General features: G+C 39.6%; 21 protein-coding genes. 16 read left to right on the forward strand and 5 right to left on the reverse strand.

Features of this window, described 5'->3' with window-relative positions; translation table 11 throughout:
* Positions 1 to 11 precede the first annotated feature (11 nt).
* A complete protein-coding gene (locus CFPU101_RS04740; RefSeq protein WP_206814185.1) occupies positions 12 to 1,241 on the forward strand; it encodes a DUF445 domain-containing protein in 1,230 nt (409 codons plus the stop codon).
* Positions 1,242 to 1,481: 240 nt separating this feature from the next.
* On the opposite strand, the gene CFPU101_RS04745 is transcribed toward CFPU101_RS04740, so the two are convergent.
* Entirely contained in the window at positions 1,482 to 2,363 is an 882-nt protein-coding gene (locus CFPU101_RS04745) for a 4-hydroxybenzoate solanesyltransferase (RefSeq protein WP_206814186.1), read from the reverse strand.
* Between the two features lie 55 nt (positions 2,364 to 2,418).
* Here CFPU101_RS04745 and CFPU101_RS04750 point away from each other — a divergent pair, with 55 nt between their 5' ends.
* Complete coding sequence (locus CFPU101_RS04750; RefSeq protein WP_206814187.1) at positions 2,419 to 4,074, forward strand: Ppx/GppA phosphatase family protein; 1,656 nt, start codon at positions 2,419 to 2,421, stop codon at positions 4,072 to 4,074.
* A gap of 79 nt (positions 4,075 to 4,153) precedes the next feature.
* Here CFPU101_RS04750 and CFPU101_RS04755 read toward each other — a convergent pair whose 3' ends face one another.
* Positions 4,154 to 4,681, reverse strand: coding sequence for a pentapeptide repeat-containing protein (locus tag CFPU101_RS04755; protein ID WP_206814188.1), 528 nt, complete (start codon positions 4,679 to 4,681; stop codon positions 4,154 to 4,156).
* A 469-nt stretch (positions 4,682 to 5,150) separates the two neighbouring features.
* Here CFPU101_RS04755 and CFPU101_RS04760 point away from each other — a divergent pair, with 469 nt between their 5' ends.
* From CFPU101_RS04760 to CFPU101_RS04795, 8 genes are all read left to right on the forward strand, one after another.
* The gene (locus CFPU101_RS04760) at positions 5,151 to 6,434 is read left to right on the forward strand and encodes an MSMEG_0569 family flavin-dependent oxidoreductase (protein ID WP_206814189.1); all 1,284 of its coding nucleotides are present in this window, start codon (positions 5,151 to 5,153) and stop codon (positions 6,432 to 6,434) included.
* Between the two features lie 454 nt (positions 6,435 to 6,888).
* Positions 6,889 to 7,506, forward strand: a complete 618-nt coding sequence (locus CFPU101_RS04765) for a hypothetical protein (RefSeq protein WP_206814190.1) — start codon at positions 6,889 to 6,891, stop codon at positions 7,504 to 7,506.
* Between the two features lie 315 nt (positions 7,507 to 7,821).
* A complete protein-coding gene (locus CFPU101_RS04770; RefSeq protein WP_206814191.1) occupies positions 7,822 to 8,196 on the forward strand; it encodes a DUF433 domain-containing protein in 375 nt (124 codons plus the stop codon).
* Positions 8,193 to 8,576, forward strand: coding sequence for an ACP S-malonyltransferase (locus CFPU101_RS04775; RefSeq protein ID WP_206814192.1), 384 nt, complete (start codon positions 8,193 to 8,195; stop codon positions 8,574 to 8,576). The genes CFPU101_RS04770 and CFPU101_RS04775 overlap by 4 nt, the downstream gene beginning before the upstream one ends.
* 145 nt (positions 8,577 to 8,721) lie before the next feature.
* Positions 8,722 to 9,204, forward strand: coding sequence for an MSMEG_0572/Sll0783 family nitrogen starvation response protein (locus CFPU101_RS04780; protein ID WP_206814193.1), 483 nt, complete (start codon positions 8,722 to 8,724; stop codon positions 9,202 to 9,204).
* Position 9,205: 1 nt separating this feature from the next.
* On the forward strand, positions 9,206 to 10,189 hold the full coding sequence (locus tag CFPU101_RS04785; RefSeq protein ID WP_206814194.1) for a Nit6803 family nitrilase: 984 nt from the start codon (positions 9,206 to 9,208) through the stop codon (positions 10,187 to 10,189).
* 2 nt (positions 10,190 to 10,191) lie between these two features.
* Complete coding sequence (locus CFPU101_RS04790) at positions 10,192 to 11,268, forward strand: MSMEG_0568 family radical SAM protein (RefSeq protein WP_206814195.1); 1,077 nt, start codon at positions 10,192 to 10,194, stop codon at positions 11,266 to 11,268.
* A gap of 8 nt (positions 11,269 to 11,276) precedes the next feature.
* Entirely contained in the window at positions 11,277 to 11,795 is a 519-nt protein-coding gene (locus tag CFPU101_RS04795; RefSeq protein WP_206814196.1) for an MSMEG_0567/Sll0786 family nitrogen starvation N-acetyltransferase, read from the forward strand.
* Here CFPU101_RS04795 and CFPU101_RS04800 read toward each other — a convergent pair.
* Both CFPU101_RS04800 and CFPU101_RS04805 read right to left on the reverse strand, forming a co-directional pair.
* Complete coding sequence (locus CFPU101_RS04800; protein ID WP_242577771.1) at positions 11,768 to 12,499, reverse strand: CHAT domain-containing protein; 732 nt, start codon at positions 12,497 to 12,499, stop codon at positions 11,768 to 11,770. The two genes, CFPU101_RS04795 and CFPU101_RS04800, sit on opposite strands and share 28 nt — an antisense overlap.
* Positions 12,453 to 12,692, reverse strand: a complete 240-nt coding sequence (locus CFPU101_RS04805) for a hypothetical protein (protein WP_206814198.1) — start codon at positions 12,690 to 12,692, stop codon at positions 12,453 to 12,455. The genes CFPU101_RS04800 and CFPU101_RS04805 overlap by 47 nt, the downstream gene beginning before the upstream one ends.
* Before the next feature lie 113 nt (positions 12,693 to 12,805).
* Here CFPU101_RS04805 and CFPU101_RS04810 point away from each other — a divergent pair, with 113 nt between their 5' ends.
* The 6 genes from CFPU101_RS04810 to CFPU101_RS04835 all read left to right on the forward strand — a co-directional run bounded on the left by CFPU101_RS04810 (position 12,806) and on the right by CFPU101_RS04835 (position 16,455).
* The gene (locus tag CFPU101_RS04810; RefSeq protein ID WP_206814199.1) at positions 12,806 to 13,744 is read left to right on the forward strand and encodes a sll0787 family AIR synthase-like protein; all 939 of its coding nucleotides are present in this window, start codon (positions 12,806 to 12,808) and stop codon (positions 13,742 to 13,744) included.
* Between the two features lie 58 nt (positions 13,745 to 13,802).
* Positions 13,803 to 13,997, forward strand: coding sequence for a DUF2283 domain-containing protein (locus tag CFPU101_RS04815; RefSeq protein WP_206814200.1), 195 nt, complete (start codon positions 13,803 to 13,805; stop codon positions 13,995 to 13,997).
* Between the two features lie 24 nt (positions 13,998 to 14,021).
* The gene (locus CFPU101_RS04820; RefSeq protein ID WP_206814201.1) at positions 14,022 to 15,173 is read left to right on the forward strand and encodes an MSMEG_0565 family glycosyltransferase; all 1,152 of its coding nucleotides are present in this window, start codon (positions 14,022 to 14,024) and stop codon (positions 15,171 to 15,173) included.
* The gene (locus CFPU101_RS04825; RefSeq protein WP_206814202.1) at positions 15,166 to 15,453 is read left to right on the forward strand and encodes an MSMEG_0570 family nitrogen starvation response protein; all 288 of its coding nucleotides are present in this window, start codon (positions 15,166 to 15,168) and stop codon (positions 15,451 to 15,453) included. The genes CFPU101_RS04820 and CFPU101_RS04825 overlap by 8 nt, the downstream gene beginning before the upstream one ends.
* A gap of 118 nt (positions 15,454 to 15,571) precedes the next feature.
* On the forward strand, positions 15,572 to 16,165 hold the full coding sequence (locus CFPU101_RS04830; RefSeq protein ID WP_206814203.1) for an all3515 family Zur-repressed PEP-CTERM protein: 594 nt from the start codon (positions 15,572 to 15,574) through the stop codon (positions 16,163 to 16,165).
* Positions 16,166 to 16,185: 20 nt separating this feature from the next.
* Complete coding sequence (locus tag CFPU101_RS04835; RefSeq protein WP_206814204.1) at positions 16,186 to 16,455, forward strand: PEP-CTERM sorting domain-containing protein; 270 nt, start codon at positions 16,186 to 16,188, stop codon at positions 16,453 to 16,455.
* A 91-nt stretch (positions 16,456 to 16,546) separates the two neighbouring features.
* Here the strand turns inward: CFPU101_RS04835 and CFPU101_RS04840 are convergent, their stop codons facing one another.
* The gene (locus CFPU101_RS04840) at positions 16,547 to 19,165 is read right to left on the reverse strand and encodes an S-layer family protein (RefSeq protein ID WP_206814205.1); all 2,619 of its coding nucleotides are present in this window, start codon (positions 19,163 to 19,165) and stop codon (positions 16,547 to 16,549) included.
* Between the last annotated feature and the right edge of the window lie 16 nt (positions 19,166 to 19,181).

The following is a 19,181-nucleotide window of genomic DNA, read 5'->3' on the forward strand; positions in this document are numbered from 1 at the left end:
TGTTGACAACCTTGGAATTTTCAACTGTTTGGACTCTTATTGTTCCACCCGTCGCTGGAGCGATTATTGGATACTTTACCAATGATATCGCCATCCAGATGCTCTTTCGTCCGTACCGAGCCATTTATTTCGGTAAGCGTCGTCTTCCTTTCACACCTGGTTTAATTCCCCGAAACCAAGAACGTTTAGCGCAACGGGTTTCGGATACTATTATGAGTTCTTTGTTAACTCCCGAAGAACTGCAAAGACTTGCTAAACGACTATTAGAAACCGAACGAGTTCAAAATACGATTCTTTGGCTATTACAATTAGCAATTAGTAAAATTCGTGCCGATAAAGACCAAAAAACCGCAAAAATACTATCTCATATTCTCAGAGATTTATTTGGTGAGTCTTTACCCCGACTTTTGAAAGTATTAGCCCGACGAGAAGATTTTTTAGAAACTCAACTCAATCAAATATTCGATCAAATTGTTCTTGATTTTCGTTTAACAGATAATCAAGCGCGTCAGTTTTCTGACTGGTTATTAGAAACGGTGATCCCTCCAGATATAATTCGTCAATTACTGATTGATTTTTTAACGGATCGAAATATACAAGTTATTGATGAAGGTTTCCGCGAAAAAACCAGTGGAACCTATTGGGTTGTTGCTAATTTATTTGGTGTAAAAAATGCTTTACAGCGTTTAAGAAGTTTCTGTTTAGATGAAAAAGACATAGCTAATACTCGTTTAAAAGAGCTATTCCTATCTCTTGAAATTCGCAACCGCTTACGAATTTGGTTACAAAATCTATCTTTAGAAAATTTACCGATTTCAACGGTTCGTCAACTGCGAAAAACGACTAGAGATACAGTCAGAAATTATATTCAAGATAATGGAGCGCAATTTATCGAAGATTTTGGTCAGTCAATTGATTGGGATAAAATCGCTGTTGTAATTATTAATCGTCTCCAAGATTCTCCAGTTTTGACCAGTTCTTTAGAAGTTATTAGTCAAGAACTTGCTTTAATTCTAGAACGGTATTTAGAAGAAGATTTAGAAAGACTTGTGGCTCAAGCTATTCCGATTTTATCAATCGATCAAGTAATTATTGAACGGGTTAAAACAACTTCTCCTGTTGAATTAGAAAATGCGATTAATGGCATTGTTAAAAGTGAACTGCAAGCAATTGTTAATTTAGGAGGAGTACTAGGTTTTTTGGTAGGAATTATCCAAACGATTATTTTATTTTTCTCCTAAAAGCTTTCTTGATATTATTTTTAACGTATTCGCATAAAAATCTCAAATACCTGATCTACCCAAGTTTTTTACTTTTTATTTATATGATTAATAAAATATCTAAAATTAGTTTCCACAAAAAACGTTTTATTGTAGCTCAAGCATCATTTTTATTTGGTAATTTTTAAGCAGAATCAGCCAGATAAAAACCACAAGAAAATAATTTAGGTCAGGCTTGAAACGGTCTGACCTTTTAAATGATTAAATAAATTGACCTAAAATGATGCCACTGAGTAAAATAAAACCTAACCAGACATTTTGAGCGAAAATCTCCCCATAAGCCGCTTTTTCAATGTTTTGCTGACGTAAACGAAGATAATGTACAACCCATCCCATAACCGTAATCGTCCAAGCGAACCAAAATGGCCAAGATAATTCCATTTCTACACCAAAACCCGCTAATAATCCCGAAGCGATCGCCAAAAACACTCCAACCGCCTCCGCAGCATAGTTACCAAAAAAGATTGCACTCGAATTAATGCCGACTTTTAAATCATCTTCTCGATCTGACATGGCGTACACTGTATCAAAACCGAGAGTCCAAGCAACGGTTGCCCCCCAAAGTAACCAAGTTGCGGGGGTTAAAGAAGCGGTTACCGCACTCCAACTAATTAAAACCGCAAAACCCCAGGCTATGGATAACACTAACTGGGGAATAGGAAAAAACCGTTTAGCCAAAGGATAACAGACAATAACAGGAACAGCCGCCACACAGAGCCAAAAACTCAGGGAATTTAGATATAAGGCCAAAACCGCAGCGCAAACCAAAGCAATTAGCGCGATAATAATAGCAACTCTAACTGACAAAGCACGTGATGCTAGAGGACGGTTACGGGTTCGTTCAACTTGCGGATCAATGTCTCGATCCCACAAATCATTAATTACACATCCTGCCGCGCTTGTGGTCAGACTTCCGAGTATAATAACACCGACAAGGGGTAACGGGGGATAACCCTGTGCCGCACTAAAAACCGCCCACAAAGCCGGAATCATTAAAATTAAACGTCCGGCGGGTTTATTCCAACGCAATAAGCGAAAAAGGGTTAACCAGGTTGGCTCTTGAATTGGCTGAGTTTGGGTCATAGTTTGATAATGATCTTTTCAGTAAGGAAGGATTTGGAGGACACTAATAAATTTTATGGTTAATTCTCTCAACCAAGTTACAACGAATGGGGCAAAACTGGCTAGTCTTGATTCTGCAACGCCTTGTATTCTCGCCGCGATCGATATTGGTACGAACTCCGTTCACATGGTTGTGGTTCGGATCGATCCCTCTTTGAGCGCGTTTACTATTATTGCCCGCGAAAAAGATACCGTTAGATTAGGGGATCGTTGCCCTGATGGTCGATTATCAGAAGAAGCAATGACAAGAGCGATCGCAGCCCTTAAACGATGTAAGGATCTAGCCCTCAGTTTAAATGCTAAAGCGATCATTGCTGTTGCGACCAGTGCTACTAGAGAAGCATCAAACGGACAGAAATTTCTTCAACAAATAGAATCAGAAGTTGGAATTTTTGTCAACCTTATTTCAGGACTCGAAGAAGCCCGACGCATTTACCTCGGTGTCCTCTCAGGGATGGACTTCCAAAATCAACCCCATATCATTATTGATATTGGTGGGGGTTCAACAGAAATCATTTTAGGTGATAGTCATGACTCCCGTTTTGTAAGTAGTACAAAAGTTGGTGCAGTTCGTCTAACTCAAGATTTGATCACTACTGATCCGATCAGTCCGACTGAATTTGCTGTCCTTAAAGCCTATGTCAGAGGAATGTTAGAGCGTCCCATTGAAGAAATGCGCCTCTATCTTAAACCCGACGAAGAATTACGACTGATTGGTACATCAGGGACTATTGAAACCCTTGCAGTAATTAATGCTTTAGAAAAATTTGGTGAGGTTCCAAGTCCTCTTAACGGCTATCAATTAACCCGCAAAGAGATCAAAGATTACGTTAAACGTTTTTCGACTCTCAACTATGAGCAACGAATGGCAATACCTGGGATGTCCGATAAACGGGCTGAAATTATTCTCGCGGGTTCAGTGGTGTTGCTAGAAGCCATGACTCGGCTTAATCTCGATAAAATTACTTTGTGTGAACGTGCTTTACGAGAAGGGGTAATTCTAGATTGGATGTTAACACACGGCTATATTGAAGATCGTTTAAGATATCAAAGCGAAATTCGAGAACGTAGTGCGATTAAGATTGCTAAAAAATATGGTGTCAATCTAGAATCGAGTCAACGGGTGGCTCAGTTTGCTAAAGTCATTTTTGACCAAACGCAAAACGTCCTACATTCTTGGAGTGATGCAGAGTGGGAATTACTTTGGGCTGCTTCTATCCTACATAACTGTGGTAATTATGTTAGTCATTCGGCTCATCATAAGCATTCTTATTATTTAATCCGCAATTCAGAATTATTGGGCTATAGCGAGATTGAATTAGAAATTATTGCCAATTTAGCTCGTTATCACCGTAAGAATAAGCCCAAAAAGAAACACGACGAATACATCAGGCTACCTGAACAGTATCAAATAATAGTTAGACAATTGAGTGCAATGCTTCGTCTTGCAGCAGCACTTGATCGTAGACAAATTGGGGCGATTTCTCATCTTGAATGTAAATACGACCCCGAATATCGTAAGCTACATATTCATCTGTTTCCCGCGAATCCTGAAGATGATTGTGCTTTGGAAATGTGGAGCTTTGATTACAAAAAAACCATTTTTGAAGAAGAATTTGGCGTTAAAGTCATTACCACTTTAGCCTTTTTTCATTCTGGAATGACGAATTAAAAATAAGGCTGATGTCTCCTAATAAGAAGCAAGTGTTATTAGCCAGCACGACTTCTAACACTCGCTCTATTTATATCATTTAACCTGCCCAAGTCGTCCACTTAGGAGAAACACCAACAGCACTTTCATCGCAACCCACTTCAGTTCCACAAAGATTAGCCCCTGTGGTATCAGCAACACTGAGATCGGTTTGAGTAATGTTAGCTCCTTCTAAATTAGCTCTATTTAAGTCAGCTCCATCAAGATTAGCTTCAATTAGGTTAGCTCCACTTAAATTAGCATGATGTAAATTCGCGCATCGGAGATCGGCACGAGCTAAATTAGCCCCACTTAAATCCGCCCCACTTAAATCGGCTCCGATTAAATTCGCCTCTACCAAATTTGTTCCGACTAAATGAGCATCACTGAGATCTACGGCACTCAAATTCGCTTGCTGTAAACAAGCACCACTAAGATCCGCTTGACTTAAATTAGCTTCACTGAGATCGGCGCAAGATAAATCAATCCGTGAGAGATCCGCTTTTACTAGACTCACTTGATGTAAGCTAACGCCATGAAAATTTGACTCTTGATCAGCAAAACGATTCATTAATTCATGTGCTTTCATACTCGTCTATCCTCTTTTGGCTTTCAAAAAAATCGAGCTACCACTCCTACACACGTTCTAATTCATGCTACGTGTCATTAAAGATTAAGCCAATCAAATCCAGTTGTTTTGGATTCATTGAGTTAAAACTATTTTATGAATACTTAATCATGCTTATATTTATTTAAGTATTTTGATTATAGTAAAAATCTTGATCCTTATTAATTTATCTTCGTTTAAACTTTATTTTTCTTCAAAAAGAAATGTTAAGAGTATTTGTAATCTCACTTTATATTATTAATTTTTTAGGTCAAAAAGTATAGGAAATTTTTGTTTTTTAGTTTAATTCTACTTCCATCAACCTATAGCATCGATTCTTACTAGCGCTCGCCCGCTAATCTGGCTTATTCTACGGTATCGAAAGATACAAAATTGACCTTAGAGCAACATTTAATGTAAACATTTAGCAATAATTTTGAAAAGTGCATCGATGAATAATCATTATTCTGTGGCGATTGTTGGGGGGGGTCAAGCGGGCCTATCCATGAGCTATTGTTTAAAAGAGAAAGGCATAGACCATATTATTTTTGAGAAAAATCAGATCGGCTATGCTTGGCGGGCTAAACGTTGGGACTCTTTTTGTTTAGTCACTCCCAACTGGCAGTGTCAGTTACCAGGGTATTCATATACTGGTAATGATCCTCAAGGATTTATGCAAAAAGAGGAAATTGTTCAATATATTGAAGCTTACGCGCAATCCTTTAATCCACCGCTTAAAGAAGATGTGGAAGTCTTGAGCGTTCGCAAAAGTGATGAGCAAAACGGTTTTGAATTAATCACATCTATCGGAGACTATACAGCAGATCAGGTGGTGATTGCGACAGGAAGTTATCATCAGCCCAAAATCCCTAAAATTGCGGCTCGATTTCCTGAAAGTATTATCCAGTTACATTCATCAGAATACAGAAATCCTGAGTCTTTACCCGATAAAAGTATTTTAGTTGTTGGTACAGGTCAATCGGGTTGTCAAATTGCTGAAGACTTACATCTAGCAGGGAAACAAGTTCATTTATGCGTTGGGAGTGCGCCGCGATCGCCTAGAAGATATCGGGGAAAAGATGTCGTAGAATGGCTAGATCAGATGGGATATTATGATCTATCAATTAATGAACATCCGCAAAAAGAGAAAGTCAGAAACAAAGCAAATCACTATGTTACAGGACGTGATGGCGGACGCGAAATTGATTTACGACAATTTGCTATTGAGGGAATGCAATTACACGGTAGATTAAAAAATATTAGTGACTATCAACTCGAATTCTGGGATGATCTTGGAGAAAATTTAGATTATGCTGATAGTGTAGCCGAAAGTATTAAAAAAACCATTGATGGATTTATTGAAAAACATCAAATTCAAGCCCCTACAGAACCCATTTATCAACCCGTTTGGCAGCCAGAACCACAAAATTTATCCTTAGATTATCAAGAAGCAAATATCGGTGCAGTAATCTGGTGTACGGGTTATCATTCTGATTTTAGTTGGATCGATCTACCTGTTTTTGATGGTAAGGGATATCCTGGTCACAAGCGAGGTGTTACTGATGTTTGGGGTTTATACTTTTTGGGACTGCCTTGGCTTTATACTTGGGGTTCAGGACGATTTTCTGGAATAGCCAGAGATGCGAGTTACCTGGCAGATTGCATTATTTCTAGAAAAAAAGTATCTTATTCGAGTGATTGGAGTATCGTTAATGAATTTTTACTTGGCTCGTAATCATCTTAAATAAATCTAAATAACTTGGACTAATTAATGACCTCTCTCAAATCTCAAAAGTTTCCTGATCATTCCTCTTGATCATATGATGCAGTTAGAGGCTGTCAAGTGAAACTATGGAGACGTAGAGGATTAAAAGGGATTAGCTAAATCATCAAACTTAATATTAGCAAGTTAATTTTTATTAAGTAATGATTATTTAAATCCCCTTAACTTCATAAAATTTAGAACTTTTGTTCGTGTTTTAAGAAAAAATCAGGATTTTTCTAAACAATTGTTAAATATTAAATATTATTAAAAATTGCTCAAGATTTAATCGAAAAATTGAGATTGTGGTTTGATTGAAGGAGCAGTAAAAAATTGCTTAATCTCTCTATTTCGTCTGAGAAAGATTAAGTTTTTTATCATGTGCTTAATTAGTAACCAATTTTTTAGTTTTTCTTAGGTGTGAATTATGAAAAATGTTTTAACTCATTTGTCTGTGACTGCTGTTCTCTTAGGAATGGTGGCACCTGCTTATTCAGCCTCAATATCTTTTAGACCAACTGGGTCACAGATAGATAGCGATCCAATCAACGATATAGTGGTACAAGTCGGGCAGCAATTGACATTCACTTTAAGTATTGATACAACAGGTCTTTCTAACACATTACAGTCTTTTACCTATTTAGTAACAAGAGATAACACTGAACTTCTGTTGGATAGTGCTACTATAACGCCAGATGCAGATGCGTTTTTTGATCGTACTCTCATCTCGGATATTGTGACCCCACCTTTTACTGTAGGTACAGTTAAGCTTGATAATGGAATTGGATTAGCTCCCAATAGTCAATTAGATTTTGTCACAGCCATTTATACAGTACAACCAGGACTCGTAAATGATGGTGTCCTAGACTATCAACTTGAGATAATTTCTGCATTCGACAACTTGGGCAACGATATCACAAGTGCATTTGATCCAGCCGTCCAAGAGGTTGAAATACAACCATCTCCTGAACCAGCCTCAATTTTGAGTTTACTGGCTTTGGGTGCCTTTGGTGTAGGTTCAGTGTATCAGAAAAAGCAATCTTAGTTTTTTTTAGCCAAGCAAGTCTAACACAGACTCAATTTTTTAGGACTTTCTTGGTTAATTAGATTATAAATTGCTGTTGATTAAATGGTAGTGATTAAAAGGAGCTAACTGACCTGTATTAGGATCTAAAAATTAAGTTATCTCCTTCACTTAGCTGAATGACTAGATGATTGTTGATTGTTGATAGAGCGATCGCTAAATCAGGTAATGCTTTATTAAAACGAATTGAACCGTTAGGATTAATTCTGCCTGTATTTAGGCTTAAAATAAAGCTTTTTAGCTAAGATAAAATTAGTTTTCTAAGAAACTAAGGCTATGGCTATATCATCCAATGAGCAGGTTGCCATTATTCGCACAGAACGCGGGCTGACGATCGCAGGCACTCGTATTACCCTCTACGATGTAATGGACTATGTGACGGCACAATATCCACCCAAGTTTATTCGTTCCTTATTTGACTTGACAGAAGAGCAGATTAATGGTGCCCTCTCTTATATAGAAACTTATCGAACTCAAGTTGAAGCTGAATATCAAATTGTTCTTAAAGAAGCAGAAGAACTCCGACAGTATTACGAAGAGCAAAATCGTGAGCGTACTGCCCAAATTGCGATTCTACCGCCACCATCTGGACTAGAAGCCGCTTGGGAAAAACTTCAGGCATCTAAGGCACGGCATCAAACCCAGCTATGATTTTTCTAGTCGATCATAACCTCAAAGGACACGCAAGAATTCTTTTAGGTAGTATTGCTAGTCAAGGTTGGCTTGATTCTATTTCCATTCGCTTTTGCACGTTTGAAGAGATGGGATTATCAATTGACAGCAGTGATCGAGTAGTCTGGAGGCTGGCTCAAGAGAATCAAACAGCTAATCGCAGTATGAAAGATGAGGACTCACTTGAACAAGTCATGCGTGAAGAAAATACACCGAATTCATTACCTGTGATTACAATTGGCAATGCAGACCGAGTGTTGACCGACTCAATTTATCGAGAACGTTGTGTTGATCGTCTTGTTGAGATTGCCATTTATATCGGTAATTATAGGGGCGCAAGAAGGGTTTTTATTCCATGATGGCTGTTAACCTATTGATTTAGATAAACACTTGAGCTAACCTGATAAAGCGTTCTAAGAATTGCGTAGGATTTTGTAGTTAAATATACAAAATAACCCTTGCTCAAAGATTAATCTGGCAACACAACACAAAAAGGAAAAAATCATGCCTGAAGTAACTACCCCCGCGCATCAAGTCGGTGATTTTTTTGTTGATTACGAAGAAAAAGTATTTCCCGATGTCAAAGCAGAACCAGGTGAGAAAGCCCTAGTAACCTTTCATACTGTCGCTTTTGAAGGTTCAATTGGTTTTGTCAATCTCTTACAAGCCACACGTTTATTACGCAAAGGCTTTGAAACCTCAGTACTCTTGTATGGGCCAGGCGTGACTCTCGGTGTACAACGTGGTTTTCCAAAAATCGGTGATAATGCCTTTCCAGGCCACCAAAACTTTAATGACCAACTGAGTAAATTTATGGCAGAAGGTGGAAAAGTTTACGCCTGTCGCTTTGCCCTACAAGCTCTCTACGGACATGGTGAACCCTCTCTCATTCCAGGTATTCGTCCGATTAATCCCCTTGATGTACTAGATTTGGTACTATTGCATCGTAAGGATGGGGCATTTATTTTAGATACTTGGACGCTGTAGGATGACTTACTCACGCACAGTTCGAGCAGCAGCCGTACAAATTAGCCCAGTATTGTTTAGTCGGGATGGGACAACGGAAAAGGTCTTAAATGCGATCGCCAAAGCAGCAACGGAAGGCGTTCAATTGATCGTTTTTTCAGAAACCCTAATCCCCTACTATCCCTATTTTTCTTTCATTCAACCCCCTGTGTTGATGGGAAAAGAACACATGAGGCTTTATGAAGAAGCGGTTACCGTACCCAGTTCTGTAACTGATGCTGTGAGTAGTGCAGCCCGCACCTCTGGAATGGTGGTGGTTTTGGGGGTTAATGAGCGAGATCAAGGCTCACTGTATAATACTCAATTGATTTTTGATGCCGATGGAACACTTTTACTCAAACGTCGCAAAATCACCCCGACTTATCATGAACGGATGATTTGGGGACAGGGAGACGGTTCGGGTTTAAAAGTCTTAGATACAGCCGTTGGTAAGCTTGGCTGTCTTGCTTGTTGGGAACACTATAACCCCTTAGCTCGTTTTGCACTGATGGCACAACACGAACAAATTCACTGCGCCCAGTTTCCTGGTTCTCTGGTGGGTCAGATTTTTACCGATCAAATTGAAGTTACCATTCGACATCATGCGCTAGAGGCGGGCTGTTTTGTGGTTAATGCAACCAGTTGGCTATCTCCAGAGCAAGTGAGCCAAATTACTCCCGATGAAACGTTACAGCGTGTTTTAAAAGGGGGTTGTAATACGGCAATTATTGGCCCAGAGGGGAATCATTTGTGTCCACCGATCACCGACGGGGAAGGAATGGCGATCGCTGATCTGGATTTTTCCTTGATTACCAAACGTAAAAGGATGATGGACTCAGTTGGACACTATGCTCGTCCTGATTTGTTGCAATTGCAAATTGATCTGAGTGAAAAGCATCTTACAGACTCTAACGGGTTAAAAGCTTCTGTTCTCCCACAGCCACTTCAATTTGAAGTAACAGACTAGATATGGACAAACAACAGTTAATTACTGAACTGCAATCCTACGGGCTAAAATTACTCGATCCTGAACAACAAACATCAGGTCGTAAAGGGGGAGCCGGGCCATCGGATCATAAAGCGGTTACTATTGATGGTACAACTGTCATGGTTCCAATTTATAATCAGCCTGCCGCCCAATCACCCTATACAGTATCTGCTGATCAAACCATTTTAGAACGTGATGGGGAATTGATTTCATTGATCGCTTTTCCTGAAACTCCAAAATTTTATAATTTAACGACATCTGATGGTATTCCCTACTGGAAAATTGCTTTACTGCATAGTCAAGATGTATTAGCCACTACTGTTTTACAAACCTGTATGCGTTATGGCGATCAAGTGAATGCTTGTCAGTTTTGCGCCATTGGACAATCCCTAGAAGCAGGAAGAACGATCGCTAAAAAATCCCCTGATCAACTCGCAGAAGTCGCAGAAGCTGCCGTTAGACTTGATAGGGTGACACAGATGGTGATGACGACGGGAACCCCAAATACAACCGACAGAGGTGCTGCATATTTGACTGAATGTGCAAAAGCGATTTCTACTCTAGTTAATCTTCCCATTCAAGGACAATGTGAGCCACCTGACGATTTTATTTGGTTTGAGCGCATGAAAGCCGCAGGAATCGACAGTTTAGGAATGCACCTAGAAACGATTGAACCCCATGTGCGCGCTAAAATCATGCCAGGTAAAGCAACAGTACCGCTTGACTATTACTTTAAAGCCTTTGCTGAAGCCGTTAAAGTCTTTGGCTGGGGACAAATTAGTACATATATATTGGTAGGCTTGGGAGATAGTTTAGACGCAATTTTAGAGACGTGCGATCGCTTAATTGCAATGGGTGTTTATCCGTTTGTCGTGCCGTTTGTACCCATCACTGGAACCCCACTGGCTAATCATCATGCCCCAAATAGCGAATTGATGTTTACTCTCTATCAACAAGTCGGAGGGATGTTAAAACGCTCAAGAATGTCATCAGCAGAAATTAAAGCAGGTTGTGCGAAATGTGGGGCTTGTTCGGCTCTCTCTAACTTTGAAAAATAGGTTTGAATATGTCATATCACTTCAAATTAGCTCAAAATACTCATGAAATTGCCGCTTATTTTGCCCTACGTCATTCTATTTTTGTGGAAGAACAAGAACTCTTTCAAAATAATGATCTAGATGAAATCGATCAGTATGCTTATCCGATCGTGGCACTTAATAGCGATACCGATCAAGTTGTTGGAGTGGTCAGAATTTATGAAGTTGAACCGCTTGTCTGGTATGGTGGCAGACTGGGAACTCATCAAGACTATCGCAAAGGTTGGCAAATTGGCAAAGGATTAATTGAAAAAGCAGTCACTACAGCGAATACATGGGGTTGTACACAGTTCCTCGCAAATGTCCAGTTACAGAATGTGCGGTTCTTTCAACGATTGCACTGGAAATCATTAGATGAGATGATGATCTGCGATCGGCTTCATCACCTAATGGAAGCTGATCTAAATTTCTATCCTCCCAGTCATGAACCGTTTAACCGAATCACATATACGAATATTAATTACAACCAATTGCCCACCAAAACATAAGCGGCCCAAAAATGCGGACGTTTGTAGGTAGGTTCGTTTAAAAGTTTGAGTTGAGCGATTCGCACAGCTTCGGCTTTAGTAACATTTGAATCTTTCAACGCCGCATAAAATTGATTCATAAAAATAGCAGTTGTTTGATCATTTACTTGCCAAAGTGTCGCAAGTGTGCTTCTTGCTCCTGCTCTGACTGCAACACCTGCTAGTCCTAAAGAAGCTCGTTTATCTCCTGTTAAGGTTTCGCAAGCACTGAGGACAAGTAGTTCAATTGAACGGGTTTGCCGAGTTTCTCTAGAACGGAGTAAGTTATTTAACTGATTAACATCAATGCGATCGTCCCAAGTTAAAATAAAAGTCTCATCGGCTTGAGAACTAAACTGTCCATGCGTTGCCAGATGAACCACCGAAAAAGGAGCCGAATTAACTAGATCTTTAAAACTTTCATTGGTAAATTGTTGATTCAGCAGTTCAACATTACTAGCCACTTGAGCTTGAATTTCTTTGAGTTCTTGAGGTACAAAAGGAAGAGGGGGGAACCTGCCACGTGCTTCGCTTAGTCCCGCAATTAATGCTTTAGGTTTATTTTGTCTAAAAGGTTGAGGGTCTAGCAGTTGTAAACTTGGAACGAGAGCAATATTATATTTTTCGACTAGATAGTGTTCACCATCCCTGCGGGATCGCAGTCGAGTCAAACCCCCCACGCTCATAAGCTCCATCCATCAACTCGAATGCTAAAGCCGAAATCAGTACACCTGAACCAAACGCCATAATCGCGGCGATTAATCTTTGAGGAATACGGAGAAAATAGCCAATAGCTGCACCCACCAAAAGTGCGGAACCCCCAACCAATCCCCAAAATCCTGCTTGTAAACACATTGGAAACATATAAGAATTAGCCATAAGCTTCTGTTACTAGAAATCTAGCATTAGCTTTTTGATTGAGCATCGAACCTTAGAAATAGTAGGTTTTATCCTGCTACGCTTATGTTAAAGAACGTTTTCACGTGATCAAAATGCTCTCAATTCTCGCCACACAACTTCGACAATCTTTAAGTCTTTTACAAAAACAAGATATTCAAACCGCAGCGCAAGTATTAAAAGGTAGTAATATTCCTATCGGTGATGATTGTGCAGCAATTCCTGATGGTGATGGTTATTTATTATTGGCAGCCGAGGGAATGTTACCCCAACTGATTGAAACTGATCCTTGGTTTGCAGGTTGGTCAGCAATCATGGTAAATGTGAGTGACATCTATGCAATGGGGGGTCGTCCTCTGGCTATTGTTGATACAATTTGGAGTCAATCAACAAGCGATACAACACCCATCTGGGACGGTATGAAGGCTGCTGCACAAGCGTACAATGTCCCTATTGTGGGCGGTCATACGAACTGTCATAGCCCTTATAATGCCCTATCTGTCGCTATTTTAGGACGTGCTAAACGACTAATTACCAGTTTTAACGCAAAAAGTGGCGATTTACTGCTTGTTGTTACCGATTTTCGCGGGAAATCTCATCCAAAATATCCTTTTTGGAATGCTGCTACTGAAGCTGATCCGATTCAATTACGGCAAAATTTGGAACTTTTACCCTATTTATCAGAAACGGGTTTATGTGATGTGGGTAAAGATATTAGTATGGGAGGAATCATTGGTACTCTACTGATGTTACTCGAAACCTCTCACTGTGGAGCTATTTTAAATCTAGATCTTGTTCCCTGTCCAGAAGAATTATCCCTAGAACGTTGGTTGATTAGTTTTCCGAGTTTTGGGTTTCTCCTGAGTGTGCGTCCAAGAAAAGTCGAAGAAATACGATCGCTGTTCCATGCTTCTAATTTAATCTGTGAAGTCGTCGGAGAAATACAACCCACTCAGCAACTTATTTTACGCTCACAGCAAGAATCTATAGTGTTTTGGGATCTATCTATGCAGAAATTAACAGGTTTTACTTAAATTGAATGCGATCGTACTTGTTTGCCATATAATTTTTACCCTGGTAGGAGAACTTGATATGAAAAAAATGAATTACAGTAAAGATGTGGACGTTTTATTAATTGAGCTAAATGATCAGCCTATTGCCTACGCAGAGGAAGAAGGAAATACAATATTACATTATTTTGAAGATTATCAATTGGTTTTAATTGAAATTCTAGATTTTAAACACTCCCTATCAGAACAAGCAAAGCAAGAACTTTTCACTGTTTAAGCGATATACTGGTTCCTTAGTTGAATGCCAATCTTAAAAATAGCTCTATTCACATACTCGACAAAACCGAGAGGCAGTGTGATTCATACTCTCGAACTCGCTCAAGCATTACATGAACTCGGTCATGATGTTTGTGTGTATGCTTTGGATAAAGATGGTACAGGGTTTGATTATCCTCTGTCTTGTCCCTATCAAGCCATACCCGCGCAAACTGCACCTGATGCTATCGATGCACTGATTGAACAACGGATTCAAGAATTTATTGATTATTTATCGCAATCTCACTTGACATACAACTGCTATCATGCTCAAGACTGTATTAGTGCAAATGCTCTAGCCAAGTTAGTCAAAGATGAAAAAATTCCTCACTTTATCCGAACCGTACACCACATCGAAGATTACAGCAATCTTTATCTACAGCACTGTCAAGATCGATCGATTCGTGATGCTGCTTTGTGTTTATGTGTAAGTGAACATTGGCAAACGCAACTAGAGCAACAATATCAGATCAAGGCACCACGAGTCATCAATGCAGTGAATACACGTCGCTTTTCACCTGTATTCGATGGCTCAGAATCGTTTTTGAAGCAACAATTAGGATTACGAGGTTCACCTATTTATTTAACAGTGGGTGGAATTGAACCCCGAAAAAACTCAATTTGTTTACTCAAAGCCTTTTCCCTAATTTTACAAGAATATCCCAATGCTCAGTTAATCATCGCGGGAGGTGCCACACTCTTTGATTATCAGTCTTATCGGGATCAATTTTTTGCCCTTGCTGATCAGTTAAAAATAGAGATTGGACATTCTCTTATTTTACCTGGGGTGATTCAAGATGCTGATTTACCGACTCTTTATCGCATAGCTGATGCTTTTGTGTTTCCATCAGTAAAAGAGGGATGGGGTTTAGTTATACTAGAAGCGATCGCATCTGGTATTCCAGTGATTACTTCTAATCATGCGCCTTTTACTGAATTTCTTTTTCTACAAGAAGCTCTTTTAGTTGATCCCACTTCATCTGATGCGATCTTTCAAGCTATGCAATCTATTTTAAACCCGACTTTAGCCAAATCTCTAATCACCCACAGTCAAGCGGTCTTAGCTCAATACACTTGGGAAACTTCGGCTAAAATGCACATTAATCATTATCAACAATTGCTTCAATCTTATGCCTGAAATCCGTTTTAAAATTCAATGGCCTGACGGTTCCCAAAATGTTTGTTATTCGCCATCTCTAGTGGTTAAAGATTATTTTACTCCTAACTGTGAATATGATTTAGAAGATTTTGTGGAGCGCTCGCGTACTGCTCTCCAAATTGCCAGCGATCGGGTTCAACTCAAATATGGTCGCCCCTGTGGACTCGCATTAGGACAACTCGAAGAAATTGTCATGAAATCTTTTGAATATAAAAACTTCACAGAACCTAAAGTACAAGTCATTCAGTTTATTGAATGAGTTAGATTGTAAAAAGCATATACTAAGACAAATTGAGAATCATAATCATTTTTTCAGGTTTCTTCTTGAGTTTACAAGCAATAATGATAATCGTTATCATTATTAAAGAAAACCAAAAATGACTAAAACGATCGCACTTGCTAGTCTAATAATCAGTACCCCTATTACTGTCGCCGTAGTTTTTGCGCCATACCAAACCACAAAAGCTCAAACCTTACCAGGGCATGATCATCATCACCTGATGTTGGGTATTGATGGAAGATCCGAAATTAGTTCTGGCACCTATGCAGGTTTAGCAAATCCCAACTACAATCGTTTAACTTTATTGTTTCCCCATCTTGAGAGTAATATCGCTGATAATCATTTTCATGCGATTGGTGCTTACAGTTATACAGGAGATGTTAGCAATCCCACAGTCATTTCGACCAATACTAATAATCAAATTCCTGAATATTGGACAAATTTACCGCCTATTTCTCTAATCCCTGGAACAGGAATATTTGAAGGAAAGCTGGTTAATGAAATTGTTGAGGGAAATACGGAAACTAACTACACCAATTTAAAAATTGCCCTAGTTAGAGATTTAGTTGATGAGTTAAATGATCCTGCCATTGAGGCCCTTTTTAATAGTTCTAACGGTGCTTGGCCAAGTTCGATTGGAGATGCCACGATCGCTTTAGAGTTAGTCGATATTACTCAGGTTTTAGTGTAGCGACTGCGGATGGGCAAGATATGTTTACTGGGGTAGGCGATCTTTTTACGATCGGTTCAGGGGATGATTTTAGATTTACTCCAACATTTTACGCTACAACTGGTGGGAAACATTCAGCTACTTTTAGGTTAGTCGATGTCAATTCCAGTAGTAGTTACACTCCTTTATCTTCTTCGGGTACATTTAGGATTAACTTTCAATCAACCTCCGAACCTTCCACTTATTTAAGTCTGCTGGCTTTAGGTTTAGTTGGTTTTTTGAGCAAATTTAATACAGCATCAAAAAATTAAGACTAAATCCTTATCGAGAAGATCGTTTAAATTTCTAATCTTTAAACGATCTTATAAGTATTTGAATTAGAATGGAACGTTTAATACCTTGTTAACTGACGAAAATATCTTCATAAGTCAAAGCTAAACCCACACTTAAAGTAGCAAACTGTATCGCTGCTGTTGTACCTGTTCCATCTCTGTCAAACAACAAGGCGCCCGTTCCAGAATTATAGATGAAACGGTGAGTAGAAGCAGTTGCCGATGTACCAATAATAAATTGATTTGACCTCAACACATCAGTTGCAGTGAGTCCACCAGCAAAACCACTAGCCGAAACAACAATTAGATCATCATCTGGCGTAAAATCAGTAATGCGATCGATTCCTTGATTGGGATTAGAGAAAGTGAATAGATCCGCATTTGCGCCACCTGTGAGAAGATCATTACCCAAACCACTGATAATCACATCGTTTTTACTTCTGCCAAGGATGACATCATTACCATTAGTAGCAATTTGACGACGGGTACCATCATCATTAATAATGGTGGCTGTCACGGCTGATGCGGTTCCGACTGCATAACCTGTTCCCGTTGTCAAGGTTAAAGCTAAAGTTTCATTGGGTTCTATTGTGGTATCTCCAGTAGGGTTAATCACAAGATTCGCAGTAGCAGAACCCGCAGCAAAAGTTACTCTTCCAGTGGTAGAACTAAAACTCGTGGCACCTGTTTGTACATAGTCTGTCGTCAGTGTCGCGCTTTCAGACACATTAAAATTAACGACTAAAGAATTAGTTAAAGAACCTGTACGAGTGAACGTATAAGTAAAATTGGTGGGACTATTTTCACTAATGCCGCTATAGTCAAGAGCAAGAGTGACATTACTAGCAGTATCATCATTAGTAATCGTTTCAGTGACTGCACCTGCTGTACCAATGGTGTAAGCTGCATTACTGGCTAGAGTTAAAGCTACAGTTTCATTCGGTTCTACGGTTGTATCAGGTGTCGGGTCAACTGTTACCGTTGCAGTAGCCGAATTAGTTGCAAATGTTACATTTGTATCAATAGTACCGTAATCGATTCCGTTGGTTGCTGTTCCTGTAATTCCATAATTAACAGTTAAAGGATTGGTTAGAACACCTGTACGAGTGAAAGTGTAAACAAGATTGGCTGTACCATCTTCAGTAACACTAGATGGAGAGACTGCAAGAGTAATACTCGGTAAAGTTGAACCCGTTGCCTGTCCAAAAATCACATAGCTCTGTCCTGCAGAATTTAGGCCATTGGGGTCAGCACGATTTGCACCAATAATAAGATCATCAAAACCATCATTGTTGATATCTCCCGCACTACTCACAGAAGAGCCTGAAATGTCGCCAGCATTAATCCCATTAATCGCAAAGCCGTTACTACCATTGAGGATGGAAAGGTTAAGACTAGCACCAAAGCCGCTACTTTTACCAAACACCACGTAGCTCTGTCCTACAAGGCTTATACTATTGAAGTCGGCATTTGATGCACCGATAATGAGGTCATCAAACCCATCGTTGTTGACATCTCCCGCACTGCTTACAGAAACGCCTGAATGGTCATTAGTATCAATCCCATTAATCGCAAAGCCGTTTGTTCCGTTAAGGGTAGAGAGGTTAAGACTAGCACCAAAGCCGCTACTCTTACCAAACACCACATAACTTTGTCCTGACTCTCTGCCATTGCGGTCAGCACCTGATGCACCGATAATGAGGTCATCAAACCCATCGTTGTTGACATCTCCCGCACTGCTCACAGATGTGCCTGAAAGGTCGTAAGCATTAATCCCATTAATAGTAAAGCCGTTAGTGCCATTGAGGGTTGAGAGGTTGAGACTAGAAATAAAACCGCCACTCTTACCAAACACCACATAGCTTTGTCCTGATCTCGTACCATTAGGAGAGGCAAAAATTGCGCCGATAATAATGTCATCAAACCCATCGCCATTAATATCCCCCGCATTGCTCACAGAAGTGCTTGAACGGTCATCAGCATTAATTCCATTAATCGCAAAGCCGTTAGTGCCGTTGAGCGTAGAAAGATTTATACTGGCACTAAACCCCCTACTTTTGCCAAACACCACATAGCTTTGTCCTGAATTTATGCCATTTGGGTCGGCAAGAAATGCGCCGATAATAATGTCATCAAACCCATCACCGTTGACATCTCCTACACTGCTCACAGAAGCACCTGAACGACTCCCATAAAGCCCATTAATCATAAAGCCGTTAGTACCGTTAAGAGTAGAAAGATTAAGACTAGAATTAAAGCCACCACTTTTACCAAATACCACATAGCTTTGTCCTGAAGTACTCAGATTGGGGTCAGCCCATGATGCACCGATAATAATGTCATCAAACCCATCACCATTGATATCGCCCGCACTGCTCACAGAATAGCCTGAAAAATCACCAGCATTAATTCCATTGAGAGCAAAGCCGTTAGTGCCGTTAAGGGACGAAAGGTTGAGACTAGAACTAAAGCCACCACTTTTACCAAACACCACATAGCTTTGTCCTGTACTAATATTATTAGGTTTGGCTGATCGTGCGCCGATAATAATGTCATCAAATCCATCACCATTGACATCTCCTGCATTGCTTACAGAAGTGCCTGAATAGTCATTAGCATTAATACCATTAATCGCAAAACCATTCGTTCCATTAAGAGTAGAAAGGTTAAATACTGCTGGAAATGTCATAATTTAATTCTCCTGC

It is taken from the genome of Chroococcus sp. FPU101 (assembly GCF_017312365.1).
Taxonomy (GTDB): domain Bacteria; phylum Cyanobacteriota; class Cyanobacteriia; order Cyanobacteriales; family Microcystaceae; genus Chroococcus.

Bases quoted from the DNA above. Each gene is read 5' to 3' on its own strand.
- CFPU101_RS04745 (WP_206814186.1), bottom strand. From the start codon at position 2,363: ATGACCCAAACTCAGCCAATTCAAGAGCCAACCTGGTTAACCCTTTTT.
- CFPU101_RS04750 (WP_206814187.1), top strand. From the start codon at position 2,419: ATGGTTAATTCTCTCAACCAAGTTACAACGAATGGGGCAAAACTGGCT.
- CFPU101_RS04755 (WP_206814188.1), bottom strand. From the start codon at position 4,681: ATGAAAGCACATGAATTAATGAATCGTTTTGCTGATCAAGAGTCAAAT.
- CFPU101_RS04760 (WP_206814189.1), top strand. From the start codon at position 5,151: ATGAATAATCATTATTCTGTGGCGATTGTTGGGGGGGGTCAAGCGGGC.
- CFPU101_RS04765 (WP_206814190.1), top strand. From the start codon at position 6,889: ATGAAAAATGTTTTAACTCATTTGTCTGTGACTGCTGTTCTCTTAGGA.
- CFPU101_RS04770 (WP_206814191.1), top strand. From the start codon at position 7,822: ATGGCTATATCATCCAATGAGCAGGTTGCCATTATTCGCACAGAACGC.
- CFPU101_RS04775 (WP_206814192.1), top strand. From the start codon at position 8,193: ATGATTTTTCTAGTCGATCATAACCTCAAAGGACACGCAAGAATTCTT.
- CFPU101_RS04780 (WP_206814193.1), top strand. From the start codon at position 8,722: ATGCCTGAAGTAACTACCCCCGCGCATCAAGTCGGTGATTTTTTTGTT.
- CFPU101_RS04785 (WP_206814194.1), top strand. From the start codon at position 9,206: ATGACTTACTCACGCACAGTTCGAGCAGCAGCCGTACAAATTAGCCCA.
- CFPU101_RS04790 (WP_206814195.1), top strand. From the start codon at position 10,192: ATGGACAAACAACAGTTAATTACTGAACTGCAATCCTACGGGCTAAAA.
- CFPU101_RS04795 (WP_206814196.1), top strand. From the start codon at position 11,277: ATGTCATATCACTTCAAATTAGCTCAAAATACTCATGAAATTGCCGCT.
- CFPU101_RS04800 (WP_242577771.1), bottom strand. From the start codon at position 12,499: ATGAGCGTGGGGGGTTTGACTCGACTGCGATCCCGCAGGGATGGTGAA.
- CFPU101_RS04805 (WP_206814198.1), bottom strand. From the start codon at position 12,692: ATGGCTAATTCTTATATGTTTCCAATGTGTTTACAAGCAGGATTTTGG.
- CFPU101_RS04810 (WP_206814199.1), top strand. From the start codon at position 12,806: ATGCTCTCAATTCTCGCCACACAACTTCGACAATCTTTAAGTCTTTTA.
- CFPU101_RS04815 (WP_206814200.1), top strand. From the start codon at position 13,803: ATGAAAAAAATGAATTACAGTAAAGATGTGGACGTTTTATTAATTGAG.
- CFPU101_RS04820 (WP_206814201.1), top strand. From the start codon at position 14,022: ATGCCAATCTTAAAAATAGCTCTATTCACATACTCGACAAAACCGAGA.
- CFPU101_RS04825 (WP_206814202.1), top strand. From the start codon at position 15,166: ATGCCTGAAATCCGTTTTAAAATTCAATGGCCTGACGGTTCCCAAAAT.
- CFPU101_RS04830 (WP_206814203.1), top strand. From the start codon at position 15,572: ATGACTAAAACGATCGCACTTGCTAGTCTAATAATCAGTACCCCTATT.
- CFPU101_RS04835 (WP_206814204.1), top strand. From the start codon at position 16,186: ATGTTTACTGGGGTAGGCGATCTTTTTACGATCGGTTCAGGGGATGAT.
- CFPU101_RS04840 (WP_206814205.1), bottom strand. From the start codon at position 19,165: ATGACATTTCCAGCAGTATTTAACCTTTCTACTCTTAATGGAACGAAT.